This is a genomic window from Frigoribacterium sp. UYMn621 (assembly GCF_040549525.1).
Lineage (GTDB): Bacteria > Actinomycetota > Actinomycetes > Actinomycetales > Microbacteriaceae > Lacisediminihabitans.
In genome coordinates this window covers 184,760-201,690 of record NZ_JBEPTM010000005.1, presented here as the reverse complement: position 1 = coordinate 201,690, position 16,931 = coordinate 184,760, and the positions used below count along the sequence as shown (strand labels likewise).

The 16,931-nt window shown below is 67.6% G+C and carries 20 protein-coding genes; 9 read left to right on the top strand and 11 right to left on the bottom strand.

The annotated features are described in order from the left end of the window. The first annotated feature begins 71 nt into the window (after positions 1-71). Complete coding sequence (locus ABIB54_RS10855; protein WP_354575520.1) at positions 72-1,394, top strand: GNAT family N-acetyltransferase; 1,323 nt, start codon at positions 72-74, stop codon at positions 1,392-1,394. A gap of 129 nt (positions 1,395-1,523) precedes the next feature. Continuing rightward, on the top strand, positions 1,524-1,808 hold the full coding sequence (locus ABIB54_RS10850; protein WP_354575519.1) for a YrhK family protein: 285 nt from the start codon (positions 1,524-1,526) through the stop codon (positions 1,806-1,808). A gap of 408 nt (positions 1,809-2,216) precedes the next feature. Here ABIB54_RS10850 and ABIB54_RS10845 read toward each other — a convergent pair whose 3' ends face one another. Together ABIB54_RS10845 and ABIB54_RS10840 are read right to left on the bottom strand one after the other, a co-directional pair. Continuing rightward, positions 2,217-2,990: a DUF429 domain-containing protein gene (locus tag ABIB54_RS10845; protein ID WP_354575518.1), complete on the bottom strand. Its 774-nt coding sequence runs from the start codon at positions 2,988-2,990 to the stop codon at positions 2,217-2,219. 34 nt (positions 2,991-3,024) lie between these two features. Beyond that, entirely contained in the window at positions 3,025-3,828 is an 804-nt protein-coding gene (locus ABIB54_RS10840; RefSeq protein ID WP_354575517.1) for a DUF4433 domain-containing protein, read from the bottom strand. A gap of 210 nt (positions 3,829-4,038) precedes the next feature. On the opposite strand from ABIB54_RS10840, the gene ABIB54_RS10835 reads away from it, so the two are divergent. After that, complete coding sequence (locus tag ABIB54_RS10835; RefSeq protein ID WP_354575516.1) at positions 4,039-4,392, top strand: hypothetical protein; 354 nt, start codon at positions 4,039-4,041, stop codon at positions 4,390-4,392. 62 nt (positions 4,393-4,454) lie between these two features. Here the strand turns inward: ABIB54_RS10835 and ABIB54_RS10830 are convergent, their stop codons facing one another. Beyond that, the gene (locus tag ABIB54_RS10830; RefSeq protein WP_354575515.1) at positions 4,455-4,862 is read right to left on the bottom strand and encodes a four-helix bundle copper-binding protein; all 408 of its coding nucleotides are present in this window, start codon (positions 4,860-4,862) and stop codon (positions 4,455-4,457) included. 188 nt (positions 4,863-5,050) lie between these two features. Here ABIB54_RS10830 and ABIB54_RS10825 point away from each other — a divergent pair, with 188 nt between their 5' ends. Genes ABIB54_RS10825 through pcp form a run of 3 tightly spaced genes read left to right on the top strand, consistent with a single transcriptional unit; the run spans position 5,051 to position 6,425 of the window. Beyond that, complete coding sequence (locus ABIB54_RS10825) at positions 5,051-5,338, top strand: mycoredoxin (RefSeq protein ID WP_354575514.1); 288 nt, start codon at positions 5,051-5,053, stop codon at positions 5,336-5,338. Beyond that, on the top strand, positions 5,335-5,778 hold the full coding sequence (locus ABIB54_RS10820) for a hypothetical protein (protein ID WP_354575513.1): 444 nt from the start codon (positions 5,335-5,337) through the stop codon (positions 5,776-5,778). Before ABIB54_RS10825 ends, ABIB54_RS10820 begins: the two co-directional genes overlap by 4 nt. Then, on the top strand, positions 5,778-6,425 hold the full coding sequence (gene pcp, locus ABIB54_RS10815) for a pyroglutamyl-peptidase I (RefSeq protein ID WP_354575512.1): 648 nt from the start codon (positions 5,778-5,780) through the stop codon (positions 6,423-6,425). The genes ABIB54_RS10820 and pcp overlap by 1 nt, the downstream gene beginning before the upstream one ends. Here pcp and ABIB54_RS10810 read toward each other — a convergent pair. Then, positions 6,403-6,903 carry an 8-oxo-dGTP diphosphatase gene (locus ABIB54_RS10810; RefSeq protein ID WP_354575511.1) on the bottom strand — a complete coding sequence of 167 codons (501 nt, stop codon included), beginning with the start codon at positions 6,901-6,903 and terminating at the stop codon, positions 6,403-6,405. The genes pcp and ABIB54_RS10810 overlap by 23 nt on opposite strands. 140 nt (positions 6,904-7,043) lie before the next feature. Between ABIB54_RS10810 and ABIB54_RS10805 the strand changes: the two genes are divergently transcribed. Together ABIB54_RS10805 and ABIB54_RS10800 are read left to right on the top strand one after the other, a co-directional pair. Next, positions 7,044-7,721, top strand: a complete 678-nt coding sequence (locus ABIB54_RS10805) for a Pr6Pr family membrane protein (protein WP_354575601.1) — start codon at positions 7,044-7,046, stop codon at positions 7,719-7,721. 47 nt (positions 7,722-7,768) lie between these two features. Beyond that, on the top strand, positions 7,769-9,166 hold the full coding sequence (locus tag ABIB54_RS10800) for a flavin monoamine oxidase family protein (protein WP_354575510.1): 1,398 nt from the start codon (positions 7,769-7,771) through the stop codon (positions 9,164-9,166). Here the strand turns inward: ABIB54_RS10800 and ABIB54_RS10795 are convergent. From ABIB54_RS10795 to ABIB54_RS10780, 4 genes are all read right to left on the bottom strand, one after another. Further along, entirely contained in the window at positions 9,144-9,827 is a 684-nt protein-coding gene (locus ABIB54_RS10795) for a Pr6Pr family membrane protein (protein WP_354575509.1), read from the bottom strand. The genes ABIB54_RS10800 and ABIB54_RS10795 overlap by 23 nt on opposite strands. A gap of 141 nt (positions 9,828-9,968) precedes the next feature. Next, positions 9,969-11,108 carry a cation:proton antiporter gene (locus ABIB54_RS10790; protein ID WP_354575508.1) on the bottom strand — a complete coding sequence of 380 codons (1,140 nt, stop codon included), beginning with the start codon at positions 11,106-11,108 and terminating at the stop codon, positions 9,969-9,971. Between the two features lie 45 nt (positions 11,109-11,153). Beyond that, positions 11,154-11,711, bottom strand: coding sequence for a DUF5655 domain-containing protein (locus ABIB54_RS10785; protein WP_354575507.1), 558 nt, complete (start codon positions 11,709-11,711; stop codon positions 11,154-11,156). A gap of 4 nt (positions 11,712-11,715) precedes the next feature. Further along, complete coding sequence (locus ABIB54_RS10780; RefSeq protein ID WP_354575506.1) at positions 11,716-12,117, bottom strand: DUF2834 domain-containing protein; 402 nt, start codon at positions 12,115-12,117, stop codon at positions 11,716-11,718. Between the two features lie 147 nt (positions 12,118-12,264). Between ABIB54_RS10780 and ABIB54_RS10775 the strand changes: the two genes are divergently transcribed. Continuing rightward, a complete protein-coding gene (locus tag ABIB54_RS10775; protein ID WP_354575600.1) occupies positions 12,265-14,004 on the top strand; it encodes a gamma-glutamyltransferase family protein in 1,740 nt (579 codons plus the stop codon). Here the strand turns inward: ABIB54_RS10775 and ABIB54_RS10770 are convergent. From ABIB54_RS10770 to ABIB54_RS10760, 3 genes are all read right to left on the bottom strand, one after another. Continuing rightward, positions 13,986-15,227, bottom strand: coding sequence for an amidohydrolase (locus tag ABIB54_RS10770; protein WP_354575505.1), 1,242 nt, complete (start codon positions 15,225-15,227; stop codon positions 13,986-13,988). The genes ABIB54_RS10775 and ABIB54_RS10770 overlap by 19 nt on opposite strands. 9 nt (positions 15,228-15,236) lie before the next feature. Further along, positions 15,237-16,064 (bottom strand): SDR family oxidoreductase, encoded by an 828-nt coding sequence (locus ABIB54_RS10765; protein ID WP_354575504.1) that lies wholly within the window; start codon positions 16,062-16,064, stop codon positions 15,237-15,239. A gap of 65 nt (positions 16,065-16,129) precedes the next feature. Beyond that, entirely contained in the window at positions 16,130-16,897 is a 768-nt protein-coding gene (locus ABIB54_RS10760; RefSeq protein ID WP_354575599.1) for an ABC transporter permease, read from the bottom strand. Positions 16,898-16,931: the final 34 nt, after the last annotated feature.

Sequence of the window (16,931 nt, the reverse complement as noted above, 5' to 3'; positions counted from 1 at the left end):
CTGCTCATTCAAGCACGCGTGCCCGGTCGCGACCCCGCACGCCGGTGCGTGCGTCCCGCTACCCTCGAACAGTGACCTACGAATACGCCGAAGCCCCGATCGATGCCCTCTCCGCCGAACGTCTCGCCGCGCAGGGCCTCGACTTCTCGCTCGTCGACACCGCCGACCGTGAGGCACTCACCACCTGGGTTCAGGCGGAGAACCGCGGTTTCCACGGCACGCGCATGTCGCAGGAGAAGCTCGACGTTCAGCTCCCCCACATCGCACACCATCGCACCACCGGGGTCTGGGATCCCGATGCAGCGGATGCCGACTCGCCGGTGGCCACCGTGAGCACCTGGGTGATGGACCTCACCGTGCCGGGCGAGATGAGCATCCCCGCCTGGGCCGTGAGCGCCGTCACCGTCTCGCCCACCCATCGTCGTCGGGGAATCGCGCGCGCCATGCTCGAGGCCGAACTGCGCACGGCGGTCTCTCTCGATGTGCCCGTGGCGATCCTCACCGTTACCGAGGCCACGATCTACCGCCGCTACGGATTCGGACCCTCCGTCATGAGCGCCGACTGGACCATCGACACGACACGCGCGCGGTGGATCGGGCCGGAGACCTCCGGCTCCCTCGGCCTCGTCGAGCCGGAGACGCTGCTGCAGGAGGGCTACGAACTGGTGCAACGGGTGCGGCTGCGCACCCCGGGCCAGGTCGAGTTCGCCGACCTCCTGTGGGAACGGCTTCTCGGCATCGACGGTGATCCCGAATCGGCGAAGGGCCTCCGGGTCGTGCGATTCGACGATGACGAGGGCGAGCTGCAGGGTTTCGCCGCGTACCGGGTGGTCGAGGTGGGCGACGACTTCACCAAGCACCGGCTCGACCTCACCTTCCTCGTGTCGGCCACCGATGAGGCCTACGCCGGGCTCTGGCGGTTCCTGCTCGAGATGGATCTCGTCTCCTCGATCTCCGCGCCGTTGCGCAGCTTCGACGAACCGCTCCTCTGGCAGGTCTCCGATCCCCGTGCCGTGAAGCGCAACGGGGTGCGCGAACACCTGTGGACGCGCATCCTGGATGTGCCGGTCGCGCTCTCCGCCCGGCGGTACAGCACGGCCGGTGTCTTCGTGCTCGACGTGAGTGACGACCTCGGCTTCGCCGACGGACTGTTCCTCCTCACCGTCGCGGCCGACGGCAGCGCGAGCGTCGAGCATCTCGACGCCGAGGCTCCGGATGACGCCGCGGCTATTGCGCTGACGGTCGACGACCTCGGGGCCCTGTACCTCGGCGGTGTTTCCGCCATCACCCTGGCCCGGGCCGGGCGGATCACCGAACTGCGACCGGGCTCGGCCGCGTCCCTCGATGCCTCCTTCCGCTCGCCGGTCACGCCCTGGCTCAGCATCTGGTTCTGAGCGCCGGAGAGTCCAAGAAGCGAGAGACACCTCGGCATGGGATTGTCGGGTTCGATGTTCAGGATCGCGCGGGCGCAGACCTCGGGTTCTCGGCCCGTCGGTCGGCGGAGTGAGTGATTGACTGGTTGCATGAATTCCGGAGACAACTCCCTGACCGTGGCCGTCGGCAACCACGAGCTCATCGTGCGACAACGCTATGAAGCGCTGAGCATCGCCAATGACATCCTCATCGCACTCTGGTTCATCGTCGGTAGCGCCCTGTTCTTCTCCCCGTCGACCTCGACCACTGCCACCGCCCTGTTTCTCATCGGCAGTGTGCAGATGATCGTCAGACCGCTGATCCGCCTGACCCGACGCATCCATCTGGGGCGAATCGGGTCAGGGGAGCCACGAGAAACCGCAAGGGACTTCTGACGGTAATGGGTTACGGCAACCCCCGGTTCCCCGAGTGCAGAGCACCGCGACGACGGACGATTGCGACGATGTCACGGAGGAGATCCACCCGAGGCGAGGAGACAGCGCGAGTGCAGCCTCTGTGGCGGCCTTCTCTGTGTCCGCTATCTCCGTGTCGGCCTTCTCTGCGTCCGTCTTCTCTGTGGCGTCACGGGTGCGGAAGGCCGGCGGCCGGCGAGGGATTCGAGTCATCGTGTGCTGCGACAGCGGCCGGGGCGGCGGGGGGAACGTGAAGGTGCCAGATTCTCTCCCTCTGGAATGACATCCCCGGACATGCGCACTCTTCCGCGATGAGGCCCGTCCGCGCCGAACTCAACCCGGGTCGCATCACCCGCGTCGAATCACCCGTGTCACACGAGAGGAGCCGGGCTATGCCAGCGCTCGCCCCGGGACGGGAGCCAGCTCGGCGAGGTCCACAGAGGGCAGCACGATCCAGCCCTCCCGACCGGCGCGCTCGAGGGACCGGGTCGGCGGCCGATGCCACAGCCCGAGGGCGTGGGCGCGAGCGGCGAGGGCCGCGATGACCGCGTCGAAGACATCATCGGAGGCGGTCATGACTCCGGCCACCGGCGCGAGATCGAGCCACGGCGCGCGATCGACGATCGCATCGAGCAACACCCTGCGCACGGCGGCATCCGTCTTGTAGCCGACGGTGGAAAAGCCCCACAGTCGAAGCGTGGCCGAGGGGTAGACCTCAGCCACGACGCCTCCCGCCGCCCGGTCGATGGGGCCGAGCACCCCGGCCAGCGCGTCGAGCAGCGCGGCACAGTGCATGGCGGTGAGCCCAAGGCGGTCGGTGGCGACGCTCAGCGGCCAGCGCCCGGTGCGCTCGCGCGCAGCGCGATCGGTCTCACGGTACGCCAGTCGTCGTCGCCACTCCATGCCCGATCCGCCACCCTCCGCGGCGAGGCGCTGCAGGGGCTCGCCCGCGGAGTGCCGGGTGATGAACGAGACGAAGTCGTCGGGCCAGCCGAAGGCGCAATCGATGCCGAGGGATGCCACCGTCGGTGCGACGTCCGCGATCCGGTCGTCGCCGACTCCGAGTTCGAGTTCGACGACGCGGGCCGAGTCCCCCGACCAGTCGATGACGGCAAGTGCGGTTCCCCGCGGCTCGGCCGCAAGATCCACGCCGGCGGTCAGCACGGTGGCTCCTCCGCTCCCCGTTGGGTGCGGGGGCTCAGGCCTCTGGCTTCTGGAACCAGGGCGGGTAGACGGAGACCTTCGGGCTGTACTCCGACGATTTGAGGATCGCGCGCACCTCTTCCCGCGCGCGATCGTTGGCGACCCCGACCAGCGTCACCAGTTCGAAGGGCAGGCTGTCCTTGACCAGGAGCTCGGCTTCCACGATGGTCTCGGCGTTGTCGTCGGCGCGCAGGCGTCGCAGCATCCGTTCGCTCGACTCGGTGGAGGCGGCGAAGCGGGTGAGCACGTGGGCGGCGTCTCCGTCGGTCACGACTATGGCGCCGTCATCCGTGTGTTCCGTCGCATGCTTCACCGTGCTCACGAGCAGCACGAAGTCAGCGGCAACCGCTCCTCGCGCTTCGGGAGAGAGACGGGCGTCGACGGAGCCCGAGCGGATGTCCTCCCACATCGTGGAGTTCGGCACGAGGAAGAATGGCACGAATTCGGCCACGTTCGCGCTACCGAGGCCGGATACGGCAGTCGCGCGTCGCGATTCCCGGGTCTCCGGGGAGGAGAGGTCCACCTCAGGGCGCCCGCTGAAGGTCTCGTTGCCGTCGGCGAGGATCGCCCCGGACGAGAGCATGCCGGCGAGATTGCGAATGTGGGTGAGGTGGTAGATGCGCTGGTCGCTCACGCTCTCGACAGTCTTCGAGGCCGCGGATGCCGCGCGGCGCGTCACCGCTGCCTTGGCCCGCGCGTTGCGCTGGCCCGCCGCCGTGACCACTTCGAGCACGGGAACGGCCTTGGGGAAGCACTGGTCGCACAGGCCCGCTTCGAGTCCGTGAATACATTCGGCCACAGCAGAACCTCTCATTTGCGCGAAGTCCGTGGTTGGCGCACTCCAGAGACAACGTTACGCAGGTTTAATGCCGGTGGTGCACCACGGGCAGCAAGTCGAGCCTTCGGCCGTGTTTCGTCGCGTTACGCAGCGGGATGACATCCCCGGCCCCGCAACCTACCCTCGGGGGAAAGAAGCGACGAATCCGAATCCCCAGGGCAGGAGGCCAGCATGTCACACACCACACCACCGGTCACCGCGATCATGCCGTGCACTCACTCCCCCGGAACACCCTGCATGTCGGCGGATGCGGGCCACGCCGTCTCCGCGATCCGTGACCGAGCCACCGCCGCGACACCGAGCAAGTGGCGCGACGGAGTCGTCGTTCACGTGGCATCCATCGGCGGGCTCGGCGGAAGCTGGCTCGCCGTGGCACTCCTCGACCGTCCCGACATCGTGTGGGTCTGGAATCATGACGACCTCAGTGCGGTCGTCTCGGTCGGCGAACCGGTGGCTCTGCACGAGCTGTACGGCACTCTTGCCGTCGGCACGACTCGGGTGAGTGTGCTGCGCGCACCGCGCTGACTCTGCACGCTCGCGCGGAGGTCACCGCGCGGTGCCCGCTGATGAGGTGTGCCGACCGGTTTCTAGGCTGCGAGCATCGAGTCCATCATCTTCTGACAGGCCATCGCACACTGGCGGCAGACCTCGGCGCACATCGCGCAGTCGGCACTCATCCCGGCCATCGCCTCGCATTCGTCGGCACAGCTCATGCAGGCCACCACCATGGCCTGGAGCATCGCCATAATCGCCGGCCCGTTCATGCCGTTCGGGCGGAGCATCATGCGCATCATGGTGTTCGCCATGTCGGCGGAGTTCTGGCACATGGCCGCACACATCGCCATTTCCTTCGACATGGCCATCGAGCCGGCGCACATCGTGCACGCCTGCTCGCAGGCCGAGCAGGCTTCGATGCATTCCTGCATCGCCCCCATGTCCATGCCCTGCAGGGCGTCGGAGTGCATTTCCATCATCTGCATCGCGGTGTTCGACATCGTTTTCAGTCCAGCCTGGGCTGACTCGCGTCGGAGGGTCCGGCGGTACTGAGTAACGGCCCGATCGGCTCCAACCTACGCCTCGGGGGATGCCGTTGTCTGTCCCTCCCGGTGCTGTGACCTCCCCGGGTGAGACCTCGGGACAGCCGGCCCCCGCACCCCGGCTTCGAGGGTCGTAGGCTCGAGGTATGCCCACTCGTGCCGAATTCACGCCTCCCGCAGGTTCCGTCCTGATGTTCTCCACCACCTGGTGCGGCTACTGCCGCAACCTCAAGGGCCAGCTCGAGCGTGCGGGCGTGCCCTACACCGAGGTGAATATCGAAGAGGTGGACGGAACGGCTGAGCTCGTCGCGGAGGTGAACGGGGGCAACCAGACCGTGCCGACCCTCATCTTTCCCGATGGATCGACTGCCACCAATCCCTCGCTCGCGACGGTGCAGGCTCGCCTGACGGATGCGGCTTCCGCGGGTCGATGAGTTTTCTCTCCGAGGATTCCCGGCGGTCCCTCGCTTCGCTGGAGACCGCGACGGAGCCCCTCGATCGTCTTCGGGCGGTGCGGCAGGCCGCTCTCGCACTCGAGCGGGATCCCGCCCTGCTGCGGGCGGTGCGGGACTCCCTCGACGCCGGCGAGGGCTGGGACCGGGTGGCGGATGCCGCAGGCCTCGGAGTCGCAGCCGCCAAGTGGCGCTGGCAGGGAACCGATGATCAGATCGCCGAGCGGCTGGCCGCCGGGCGCAAACGCTCCGCACGCCCGAGCAGCGTGCCGACGGGACTTCCCGGGGAATCCGTCGCCGACGCCGCTCGCATCCTCGGGGTGACGGCGCAGGCGGTGTACCTGCGCATCAGCCGGGGAACCCTCAGCGCCACGACCGTGACCCTCGACGATGGACGGTCCTACAAGCGGGTGCTGTTGTGATGCCCCGGGTCTCGACCATCCTTCTCACCGGCTTCGAGGCCTTCGACGGCGCTGCGTCGAACAGCTCCGGGGACGCGGTCGCACTCGTCGCGTCCCGGTGGAGCTCGCCGATCCGGCTCGTCACCGCGGTGCTGCCGGTGGCCTTCGACGGCGCTCCGCAGCTGATCGGGAGTCTCATCGCTGAGCATCGTCCCGAGTTGGTCATAGCCACCGGCCTCGCTAACGGGCGCCCCGCCATCACCCCCGAGCGGCTCGCAATCAATCTGGCCGATGCCCGGATTCCCGACAATGCCGGCGCCCAGCCGCTCGATGAACCGGTCGATGAGGCCGGACCCGCCGCGTACTTCAGCGGATTGCCGGTCAAGGCGATAGTCGCGCGGCTGGCTGCCGAAGGAATTCCGTCGACCCTCTCGCAGACCGCGGGAACCTTCGTCTGCAACGCCGTGATGTACAGCCTGATGCGCACTGTCGCGGGTACCCACGTCCGCGCCGGTTTCATTCACGTGCCGAGCTCGCCAGAGCTCGCGGTGGGAACTGCGCATCCGAGTGTTCCGATCGAGACCATCGCGCGGGCACTGGAGCTGGCAATCGAGGTCTGCTTAGAACCGGAATCCCTCGAACGGATCAGGGGCGGCGCGGAGTACTGATCGGGAATGCCGGGTGGTCGGAGGACGACACGGTGCGCAGGTTGGCGCCGAACTCGAAGGTGGCCTTCACGAAGCGACCGGCCAGGGCGTCCTTCACCCAGTACCGGGCGTCATCCCACATCCGACCGGTCGGGATCTCGGCCACCGGAAACCATTCGGGCACCAGTTCGTCGGACTCCCGGGCATCGCCGCGCCACTCCCGGCAGAGGAACACCCACGACCGTTGGCTCCAGGCCGGCTTGAACGGGAAAGGGTAGGTCAGTTCGCCGACGAGTTCGACCTGGCCGAGTTCGATCGACGTCTCCTCCGCGACCTCCCGCCTGATCGCCTGCTCGGGAGTCTCCCCCGGTTCGATCTTTCCGCCGGGCCCGACGAGATTGCCCTCACCCAGCCCGAACTTCTTGCGGCCGAGCAGCACTTCCTCGCCCCGTGCTCCCTGCCGAAGCAGATAGCAGACGCAGACCTCAGGCAGTGGCATCCGGCAAGCATAGGGGCCGCGGATAGCCCGTTCGACGGCACGGGAGAGGAGAATGCGCGGCCCAGTCCGCGGGCGGAACCGGACCGAACGCGTGGTTCGTGCGCGCAGCGGCGAGCCATTATGGTGAAACGGTGACGAAGATGTCTGTTGTCGATTCCCCGGTACGCACCGATGCTGCTGCCCTGCGCCGAGTATTCGGGTTCCTGCGCATCGCCGTCGGGCTGCTCGTGCTCGCCGCGCTCGTCACCCAGGTGACCGCGGACCTGCTCCACGACTCGTTCAAACCCGGAGAGTATTTCAGCTACTTCACCATCGAGTCCAGCATGATGAACGTCGTGGTGCTGCTGGTCGGGGGCAGCCTCGCGCTTCGTGGTCCGCGGGACACCGAGCTGTTCACCAGCGTGCGGGTCGCCGTCCTCTCCTACGCGGTGATCACCGGGCTGGTCTACAACGTGCTGCTGCGCAACATCCCGGGTGATGGCAGCTACGAGCCGCCGCGCTGGTGCAACGAGGTCATGCACGTCTGGGTGCCCATCTTCATTGTGCTCGACTGGCTGCTGGCTCCCGGGCGTGCCCGCGTGCCGTGGAAGCGACTCTGGCTCGTCGTCTCGTATCCGCTCGCCTGGCTGGCCTTCACGATGATCCGCGGTGCGCTCACCGGCTGGTATCCCTACCCCTTCCTCGAGCCGGCGGGCCCGGGTGGCATCCCGAGCCTTCTCGTCTACGTCGTCGGGATCGCCGCGTTCATCGTGGCGGTGGCCTCGGCCGCCATCGGTTTTGCGCGGCTCACGGCGAGGGCTGACCGCGCCGCGCCCTGAGGCGCCCGTCGGCCGCCCCCGGGTGTTCCGAGTACAGTGGCGCTGAGATGTCGTTCAGCCGCCGCAGTTTCCTCCTCGGTGCAGGGTCAGGACTCTCCCTGCTCGTGGTGACGGCGTGCGTCGAAAAATCCCCTCGTCCGACGACATCCGCGACGCCCTCCCCCACTCCGTCCTTCCCCGTGCCACGGCCCTCCGGCATCGAACGGAGTGCGTGGTCGACGGATCCCTTCGCCCGAGGCTCCCAGAGCTTCCTCTCGCCCGGTGCGACACCGCAGCATCGGGATGATCTGTCCCAGTCGGTCGGCGGACGAGTCTTCTTCGCCGGGGAGGCCACCTCTGCCGACCGCGCCGGAACGGTGCTCGGAGCCCAGCAGTCCGGAGCCAGGGTCGCCTCCGAGGTGCTGGGGATGGTGTCGGCCGGCGAGAAGGTCGCGGTCATCGGCGCCGGTGCCGCCGGCTCCGAAGCCGCTCGTGCGCTCGTGCAACGCGGCGTCGACGTCATCGTGCTGGAAGCACGGGATCGTGTCGGCGGGCGCATCGACACCCGCACGCCCAAGTCCTGGCCGCTCAGTGTCGAGCTCGGTGCGTGGCGGCTCGGCGAAGTGGCCGACCAGTCGCTGCTCTCGCGACTCGCCGCGCTCGGCATCGAGTCGAACCCCCTCACCGGTCTTCGTGCCCAGGGAGTGGATGGACACACCGCGGACAACACTGTCGCGGGCCCGGCACTCGGCACCGCTCGGACCTGGGCGGAAGCCCAGCTCGTCGACCCGAGTCTCACCGCGGCGCTGGAGGGTTCGGGTGCAGCGGCGACGGCGGCCGGCACCACCGTGGACGGACTCGCCGGAAGTGATCTGCTCGACACCGCGTTGGCGACTCTCGCCGGGGAGACGGGTGCGAGCGCCTCGGAACTCTCCACCTGGTACGGTCTCGCGGACCTGCCGGCCCGCGACAGGATCGTCACCGGCGGGTACTCGGCACTCATCACCGATGCTCTCGACGGAGTCCGGGTGTCCCTGTCCACAGCGGTGCTCGGCGTCTCCTACAGCGATTCATCGGTGAGTCTCAAACTCGGCACGGGCGAATCCCTCACGGTGGACCGCGTCATCGTCACGGTGCCGCTCGGTGTGCTCAAGAAGAATGCGGTGGCCTTCGACCCCCTTCTGCCATTCCCTCACCGATCCGCCATCGCCGCCCTCGGGATGGGTGCGGTGGAGACCGTCTGGTTGAGATTCGACAAGCCGTTCTGGTCGACGGATGCGGCGGTCTGGAGCCTCGTCGGCACCGACAGCGACATCACGGACTGGGTAAACCTCCAGGCGATCACCGGCGAACCCGTCCTGGTCGGAATAGTCGGAGGCAAGGCGGCTCGACGCGTGGTGAAACTCAGCGACGACGCCCTTCTCGAATCCGTTCTGACCTCTCTCACTCCGTTCGCGGTGGCGTGAGCGCCGAGCGCACCTCCCAGCGTGCCGTCCAGCGCTCACCGAGCGGCATGGTGCGACTCACCGCCACAAGCGCGGTCGAGATGCCCCCGAACAGCAGCACGGCGATCGAGCCGTAGAAGAAGAACTGTGCGACGTTCGCCAGCTGGGCCGGGTCGAGGAAGAAGTAGGGGTACCAGCCCACGATGGGGCCCCGCGCGAGCGTCACCAGTCCCCAGCCCAGCATGAAGACGAGCACGATGGCGATGCTGCGCCACGGGGCGACGCCGCGCCCCGTGCCGATGATCCAGTCGAGAACGGCCACCGCCGGCAGCACGAAATGTAACACCACGTCGGACCAGGGCACGTCGATGCGAAAACCCCGCTCCCCCGACTGCTCGATGATCAGCGCGAAGATGATGCCGCACGACACCGTGCAGCTGAGCACGGTCGCCCGCGCCAGATCCAGCCAGGGTGCATCATCCTGCCCCCGGAGCGAGACGACGGCGGCGATGATCGTCACGACCAGGAACAGCATGCTGCTCTGGATGGTGAGGTAGGCGAAGAAGTTGCCCGGGGTGAAGGTCGCCGACCCGAGTCCCCAGAGGAAGCGGGAGACGAGGGCCACCAGACAGACCGCCGCCATGAGCAGCCGGAGGGCGCCGAATGTCCCCCGTAGCTTCACCGTGCTGTCCACCTCCGCCGCGGTCCCAGGGAAAACTGGACTCGACCGCACCCTGCAGTCTACGAAGTCTCAGCCCGTCGACCCATTCGCCCCGCACGCCGAAAGCGACTCCGTAATCGAAGGGGATGGCGCACGACGGGGTCAGGTGGCGATCGCGGTGTGCTGCTGCCGCCGCGCGCGGACGCTCGCGGCCACCGTCGTCGCCACGATCGTGAGCAGGGCACCGAGCAGCAGTGCAGCATCCTCTCCCGGCTGCAGAACCCGGAGTTGGTTGCCGAGTGCCGCCGCGGCAATCGGAACCCCGAGTTGGCCCGCGGCAACCACACCGAGCAGCAGGGGCTGGGAGACCAACCGGGCCGAGAGGTGGCTGAGAATCGCGGCGCCCCCGAGGCACCCACCCAGCAGGATCATGCCGGGATGGCTCCCGAGATCGGAGAGGCTTATCGACGCGCCGAGCCAGACGAAGAACAGGGGTCCGAAGAATCCCTCGGTGATGCCGAAGAGTTGACGGGCGAGCCGTCGTGGCTCGCCGATCGCCGCCACCACGAGCCCGAGCAGGAATCCCGCGAGGAGCACCGACACCTGGGCGAATTGGGCGAGCGCGGCGAGACCGAAGAGCAGGAGCAGGTTGATGCGCAGTTCGAGTGCGAACTTGCGACGCTCGGAAAGGCGACGCACTCGCTTGCGCAGGCCGTTGCGGTCCAGTGCGCGCAACGCAAAGAACAGGATCACCGCCGCGGCCACGACGGCGATCGCACCGATTCCCGTCGTGAGCGCCCGTGCGGGGTCGATCGCCAGGGGGAGGGCGATGATGCAGGCGGCATCCGCGATCGCCACCTGCGCGACGAGCTGGGTCGTGTCCCCGAGCTTCAGGGAACCGACGATCGGCAGCACCAGCGCGGCGGATGACGAGGCGATCACCACCCCGTAGAGGGCGGCGTGTCCGGTGCCGAACAGGCCGGCGAGCCCGATCGCGGCGAGAGCGGCGACAAGCCCGACAAGCACCGCTCCGAGCGACCCCCTGCCGAGTGCCCGCCGAATCGTTCCCTCGCGGATGGGCACGTGTGAACCGACGACGAACATGACGAGGGCGAAACCGACGTTGGCGAGCAGTATGAACGTCGGCTCCTTCGAGTCGAGCAGGCGAAGACCGGATGCCCCGACCAGCAGTCCCCCGAACAGTTCCCCCACCACGCCGGGCAGGTGCCAGCACTCTCGGCCCGCGAGCAGCGGGCCGAGAAGCCCGACGAGCACGACGAGGGCGAGCAGGGAGAAGCTCATCGCGTCAGGCTAGCCTGCGCGCGGACGGAGCGGTTGCGGCCCGCATCAGGTGCCGGAATGTGCCCGGCGCAACCACTCGAGCAGCTCGGGATCCGGTCCAGAGTCGTCATCGACGCGAACACGATGGGTGACCATCGTGTTCCATGATCCGGCCGCCTCGAAACGCCCCGTCGGGGCCACACCCTTTCGCTTGATCCCGATGTCGAGACGCGCGGCAGTGGGCAGCAGGATCGCGAACTTGCGACCATCGGAGACCAGACTGAGATAGGTGTTGGTTGGCGCGAGGCTGAGATCCCGCCCGGACTCCCGTATTGCCTCGATGAGCGTGTCCGCGAACGGGCGCCAGTGGGCCCTGGCTCCCGCGAAGATCGCGTCGATCTTGTCGTCGGAGCTTGCCGAAGCTCTGCCGCTCGGCGTGAGGATCGAGATGAGTGCCATCGCATGACCCGGCCCGAGGTCGAAATCCGCCTTCAACCAACTCTTGATCTGGCCTGCGGTGACACCAGGCTCGAGCAGGCCCCTGTCGCGGGCGAGCGGCCGGAAGTCCTCGGGGTCGAGACCCGTCTTGGCCTTGATGGTGTCCAGGTAGGCCTGAAAGGACATGGCGTCACTCCCCCGGTTCGGTCGAACGGGAATCGGCGACAGTTCGCCGGGTGATTGCCCGTTCGCGCATGGCAAGGAACAGGGGAAACACGAATGCGAACGCGGTGACGCCGGCGAGGACGACATAGATCCAGCCACCCCGGAGTCCGAGCCGCCGCGATTCCACGATGATGAGGATGCTGCCGGCGACCGCCGCGATGAGCAGGTCGACGGTGAGCGAAGACACCGCCGGACCGCTGTTGACCCAGTCGCCCACGAAATCGCGAACCTGCACGATCGCGGAGATGTTGAAAGTCCAGGTACCGATCAGGCCGATGACCGCGAGCACGAGATAGGTCACGGCGAGGGGGGTCCAGTGCTGGGCGATGCCGCTGCGGGGCGACCCGGTGCCGGTGGGAGGTGTCATGCACCCATGATGGCCGCTCGTGCCGGCATCCGCACCCCGTCGACTCGCATCGGTCGCGCCTACAATTTACAGACTGTGACTTCTGAGACTCCCTTCACCCCACCCGCCCCCGAAACCACCCGCCCAACACTGCAGGGCACGTTTGGAATGGTGGCCTCCACCCACTGGACCGCGACCGCCTCCGCCCAGGCGGTGCTCGAGCGCGGGGGCAACGCCTTCGATGCCGCCGCAGCGGGGGCATTCGTGCTCCACATCGTCGAACCGCACCTGAACGGGCCCGGTGGTGATCTCGTGGGGATCTTCGCCACCGCCCTGAGTCCCTCCGAACCGGTGGTCCTGATGGGGCAAGGGCCAGCGCCGCGAAACGCGACGATCGAGCACTACCGCGCCGAGGGGCTCGACCTGGTTCCCGGGGCCGGGGCACTCGCCGCAGCGGTGCCGGGTGCCGTCGACGCCTGGCTGCTGCTTCTGAGGGATCACGGCACATGGGAGCTGGGCGAGGTGCTCGCCTTCGCGCGCGACTATGCCAGGGACGGGCATCCGCTCCTCGGCAGGGTGAGGTCGACCATCGCCGCGGTCGCCGAACTCTTCGAGCGCCACTGGCCGAGCTCGGCTGCGCTCTGGATGCCCGATGGCCGACTCCCCGGCGCGGACGAACTGTTCACCAATCGCGCCTACGCCGACACCCTCGACCGGTTGGTGGCTGCCGGCCGCGACGCCGACTCCCGCGAGGCGCGCATCGATGCCGCTCGCCGGGCCTGGAGCAGCGGGTTCGTCGCCGAGGCCGCCGCACGATTCGCGCGCGCGCCGCACCGGCATTCCTCCGGCACTGATCACGCGGGCGTCATCGACGAACGGGATTTCGCGGACTTCCGAGCGAGCTACGAACCGGCGACCACCCTCGAATTCCGCGGTGTCACGGTGGCGAAATCGGGAGCGTGGGGCCAGGGTCCCGCCCTACTCCAGTCCCTGGCCATTCTCGACGGGTTCGACGACGCTCACCTCGACCCCTCCACCGCAGTGGGCGCCCACACGATCATCGAGGCCCAGAAACTCAGCCTCGCCGACCGGGAGGCCTACTACGGCGACGTGGAGGTGCCGCTCACGCATCTGCTCTCGGCGCAGTACGCGGCGAAGCGACGCGCCCTCATCGCCGAGGGCGCATCTCGCGAATTCCGCCCCGGAGTGGTTCCCGGCGTGACGGCGTATCTGCCTCCCCTCCGCAGTGCCGTCGAGAGCGTCGAAACAACGGGGTTCGCCGGAAGCGGCGAACCGACGGTCTCCCCCGCCGGGGTGACCGCCGGCGACACCTGCCATATCGATGTCGTCGACCGCTGGGGCAACATGATCTCGGTGACTCCGTCGGGAGGCTGGCTCCAGTCCTCCCCCACCATCCCCGAACTCGGTTTCTGCCTCGGTAGCCGCCTGCAGATGATGTGGCTCGACCCGGATGCGCCCTCCGCCCTGGTGCCCGGGCGTCGTCCGCGCACCACCCTCACCCCCACGATGCTGTTCCGTGACGGTCATCCGATCGCCGCCCTGGGAACACCTGGCGGCGACCAGCAGGACCAGTGGCAGTTGCTCTACCTCCTGCGCACCCTCGTCGGCGGATATTCGGCGCAGGAGGCGATTGACGCGCCGGCGTTCCACACCACCTCCTTCCCCGAATCCTTCTGGCCGCGCACCTGGGAGCCGGCGGGTGCGGTCGTCGAGGGGCGCCTGGGCGCGGCCGTCATCGACGAGCTTCGTGAGCGCGGGCACGCAGTCACCGTCTCGGGTGACTGGAGCCTCGGCAGGCTCTCGTCGGTGGGCAGAGATCCGGCCACCGGTCTGCTCACGGCCGCGGCCAACCCCCGAGGGGCGCAGGGCTACGCAGCGGGCCGGTGATCGCCGCCGCGCTCGACGGTGATACCGCGATGGGTGGTCTCGTCCCACTCGTAGACCGTCACGCCGCCGATGAGCACACGCTCGGCCCGGGAATTGATGTCGAGAGGATCGCCGGACCACAACACCACGTCGCCGTCCAGCCCCTCTGACAGCGATCCGACCCGCGAATCGAGACCGAGGATCGAGGCCGGATTCACCGTGAGTGCCTGGAGCGCGACATCCCGCGGCAGCCCCTCCTTCACCGCGAGCGAAGCCTGATGAACGAGGAAGTTGATGGGCACGACCGGGTGGTCCGTGGTGATCGCCACGGTCACACCGGCCGCCGCGATCGTCGCGAGGTTGGCGATCGCGCGATCCTTCAACTCCACCTTCGATCGGGAGGTGAACATCGGGCCGAAGATCACCGGGATACCGCGCTCGGCGAGGATGTCGGCGATCTTATGGGCCTCGGTCCCATGATTGACCACGAGCCGGTAGCCGAACTCGTCGGCGAGACGGATGGCGGTGGCGATGTCGTCGTGACGGTGTGTGTGCTGGTCCCAGGCCAGCTCCCCGTCGAGTACGCGGGCGAGCGTGTCGAGCCAGAGGTCCTTCTTGAATGGCTCACCGTTGTCGGCGGCGTTGGCGCGCTGGGCAGCGTAGAACTTGGCGTCCTCGAAGGCCTGGCGGATCACCAGGGCCACGCCCATGCGGGTGGCCGGCGTCTTGTCCTTGTGGCCGTATACCCGCTTCGGGTTCTCGCCCAGTGCCGACTTCACACTCACGGAGTCGCTGATCACCTGTTCGTCGATCGTGCGTCCACCCCAGGTCTTCATAGCGACGGTCTGGCCGCCGATCGGGTTACCGCTGCCGGGCTTGACGACAACGCTGGTGATGCCGCCGCTGAGGGCATCCCGGAAGCCCTCGTCCTCGATGTCGATGGCATCGATCGCCCGCGCCGCAGCCATGTTGGGATTGGTCATCTCGTTGGTGTCGTTGCCCGCCGGACCGTTCGCCTCCTCGTGGATCCCGACATGCCCGTGCGACTCGATGAAACCGGGAAGCACCCAGGTGCCGTCGGCGGGGATGATCACCGCGTCTTTAGGAATGCGCACGTGCGCACCGACCTCGGTGATCACGCCATCTTCGATGAGTACCGTGCCGTTCTCGATCGGGTCGGATGAGACGGGCACGACATAGCCGCCGGTGATGGCGACGACGGTGGTGGGGCGAGAAGGAGTCATGCCTCCACGCTAACCCGCGAGTGCCTCTTCGATGGTGCGGGCAGGATGTCCGGTGACGCGCTCGACATGGTCCGTGACCCGTTCGGTCTCGCCGTCGGCGATGGCCGTGTACGTGCTGACCCAGGCATCGAGCTGCCACTGTTCCGCCCCGTAGTGAGAGCGTGATTCATAGGCCTCCGGCAGCGTTTCGGCGGCATAGCTGAGGTCTCGTCCGATGGCGGCGCCCGCGCGGGTGGCGACCTCCCCGAGAGTGAGAGCCTCGGGTCCGGTCAACTCGTAGGTGACTCCGGCATGGTCATCGGGGGCGCGCAGGATTCGGGAGGCGACGTCGGCGACATCGGCCCGGGCCACCGCCGACACCCGACCTTCTCCGGCCGGCCCGCGGATCACTCCGGAGTCGTCTGCGAAGAACGGAAGCAGGTCGGAATAGAAGTTGTCCGGCAGCAGCGTGAACTGCATTCCACTTCTGCGGATCGCCGTCTCGGCGTCGGCGTGGTCGCGCCCGAGGGTGAAGACCGCCTGGGGGTCGGCGCCGAAGAACGAGGTGTAGACGATGTGGTGCACTCCGGCGGCGGCCGCGGCTTCGATGAAGGTGCGGTGCTGTACGCGCCGGAACTTCGACTCTGCGGCGGAGACCATGAACAGCACGTCGATGCCCTCGAGAGCGCGCACCGCGTTGGAGGCATCACCGTAGTCGGTCACCACCACCCGCGATCCGGCGATCGCCGGCGCTTTCGCGGCATCCCGCACCACGAGCGTGGGGGTGAGATCGGCGAGCTCTCGGGCCAGGAGGCCGCCGACATGCCCGGTGGAACCGGTGATCGCGATGACAGTCATCCGTCCACGCTAGCCAGCGAATGTGGGAGTAGCCTCCCGGTTTCGCGTCTGAGGCGGAGTCCGGCTCAGCGGCTGCTGACGCTCGCAAAGGTACGGATCGCGAGCGGTACAAAGACGACCAAGAGCACGATTATGCCGATCAACACCGTTATTTCGGGATTCTGCTGCGCCCAGTTGTCGGCGACCGGCGAACCGGGCGGGGTGTTGCCGAAGAGGTTGCGCACCGCCGAAACGAGCGCCGATACCGGGTTGAACTCCGCGAAAATCCGCAGGGGTGGCGGCAGGGTATCGCTGGGAACAAACGCGTTCGAGATGAAGGTGAGGGGGAACAGGATCAGGAACGACACGTTGTTGATGACCTCTGGACTCCGCACGCTCATTCCGATGAAGGCCATCACCCATGAGAACGCGTAGGCGAACAACAAGAGCAGTGCGACGGCGCCGAGTGCCTCGAGGAAGCTGGATCGGATGCGCCACCCCACGATGAATCCGGTGGTCATCATCACGACGAGGGACACGGCATTGATGAACAGGTCGCCGTTCGTGCGCCCGATCAGCACGGCGGAGGGGCTCATCGGCAACGTGCGGAATCGGTCGATGATCCCGTCTTTCAGATCCTGGGCCATCGCCGAACCCGAATAGGTGGATCCGAACACGATGGTCTGGGCGAAGATGCCCGCCATGATGAATTCCTTGTAGCTGCTGCCGGGAATGTTGATCACGCCCGCGTAGACGTAGGTGAAGAGCAGCACGAACATGATCGGCTGGAGCGTCGTGAAAACGAGGATGTCGGGCACGCGCTTGATCTTGATCAGGTTGCGGCGGGTCGTGATCCAGCCGTCGGAGAATCAGTGGGAGACTGCCGAG

Excerpts from the sequence above, each read along its gene's own strand:
- ABIB54_RS10825 (WP_354575514.1), top strand. The coding sequence starts at position 5,051 with ATGCCCACTCGTGCCGAATTCACGCCTCCCGCAGGTTCCGTCCTGATG.
- pcp (WP_354575512.1), top strand. The coding sequence starts at position 5,778 with ATGCCCCGGGTCTCGACCATCCTTCTCACCGGCTTCGAGGCCTTCGAC.
- ABIB54_RS10785 (WP_354575507.1), bottom strand. The coding sequence starts at position 11,711 with ATGTCCTTTCAGGCCTACCTGGACACCATCAAGGCCAAGACGGGTCTC.
- ABIB54_RS10820 (WP_354575513.1), top strand. The coding sequence starts at position 5,335 with ATGAGTTTTCTCTCCGAGGATTCCCGGCGGTCCCTCGCTTCGCTGGAG.
- ABIB54_RS10805 (WP_354575601.1), top strand. The coding sequence starts at position 7,044 with ATGTCTGTTGTCGATTCCCCGGTACGCACCGATGCTGCTGCCCTGCGC.
- ABIB54_RS10800 (WP_354575510.1), top strand. The coding sequence starts at position 7,769 with ATGTCGTTCAGCCGCCGCAGTTTCCTCCTCGGTGCAGGGTCAGGACTC.
- ABIB54_RS10835 (WP_354575516.1), top strand. The coding sequence starts at position 4,039 with ATGTCACACACCACACCACCGGTCACCGCGATCATGCCGTGCACTCAC.
- ABIB54_RS10790 (WP_354575508.1), bottom strand. The coding sequence starts at position 11,108 with ATGAGCTTCTCCCTGCTCGCCCTCGTCGTGCTCGTCGGGCTTCTCGGC.
- ABIB54_RS10765 (WP_354575504.1), bottom strand. The coding sequence starts at position 16,064 with ATGACTGTCATCGCGATCACCGGTTCCACCGGGCATGTCGGCGGCCTC.
- ABIB54_RS10780 (WP_354575506.1), bottom strand. The coding sequence starts at position 12,117 with ATGACACCTCCCACCGGCACCGGGTCGCCCCGCAGCGGCATCGCCCAG.
- ABIB54_RS10775 (WP_354575600.1), top strand. The coding sequence starts at position 12,265 with ATGGTGGCCTCCACCCACTGGACCGCGACCGCCTCCGCCCAGGCGGTG.
- ABIB54_RS10770 (WP_354575505.1), bottom strand. The coding sequence starts at position 15,227 with ATGACTCCTTCTCGCCCCACCACCGTCGTCGCCATCACCGGCGGCTAT.
- ABIB54_RS10850 (WP_354575519.1), top strand. The coding sequence starts at position 1,524 with ATGAATTCCGGAGACAACTCCCTGACCGTGGCCGTCGGCAACCACGAG.
- ABIB54_RS10810 (WP_354575511.1), bottom strand. The coding sequence starts at position 6,903 with ATGCCACTGCCTGAGGTCTGCGTCTGCTATCTGCTTCGGCAGGGAGCA.
- ABIB54_RS10830 (WP_354575515.1), bottom strand. The coding sequence starts at position 4,862 with ATGTCGAACACCGCGATGCAGATGATGGAAATGCACTCCGACGCCCTG.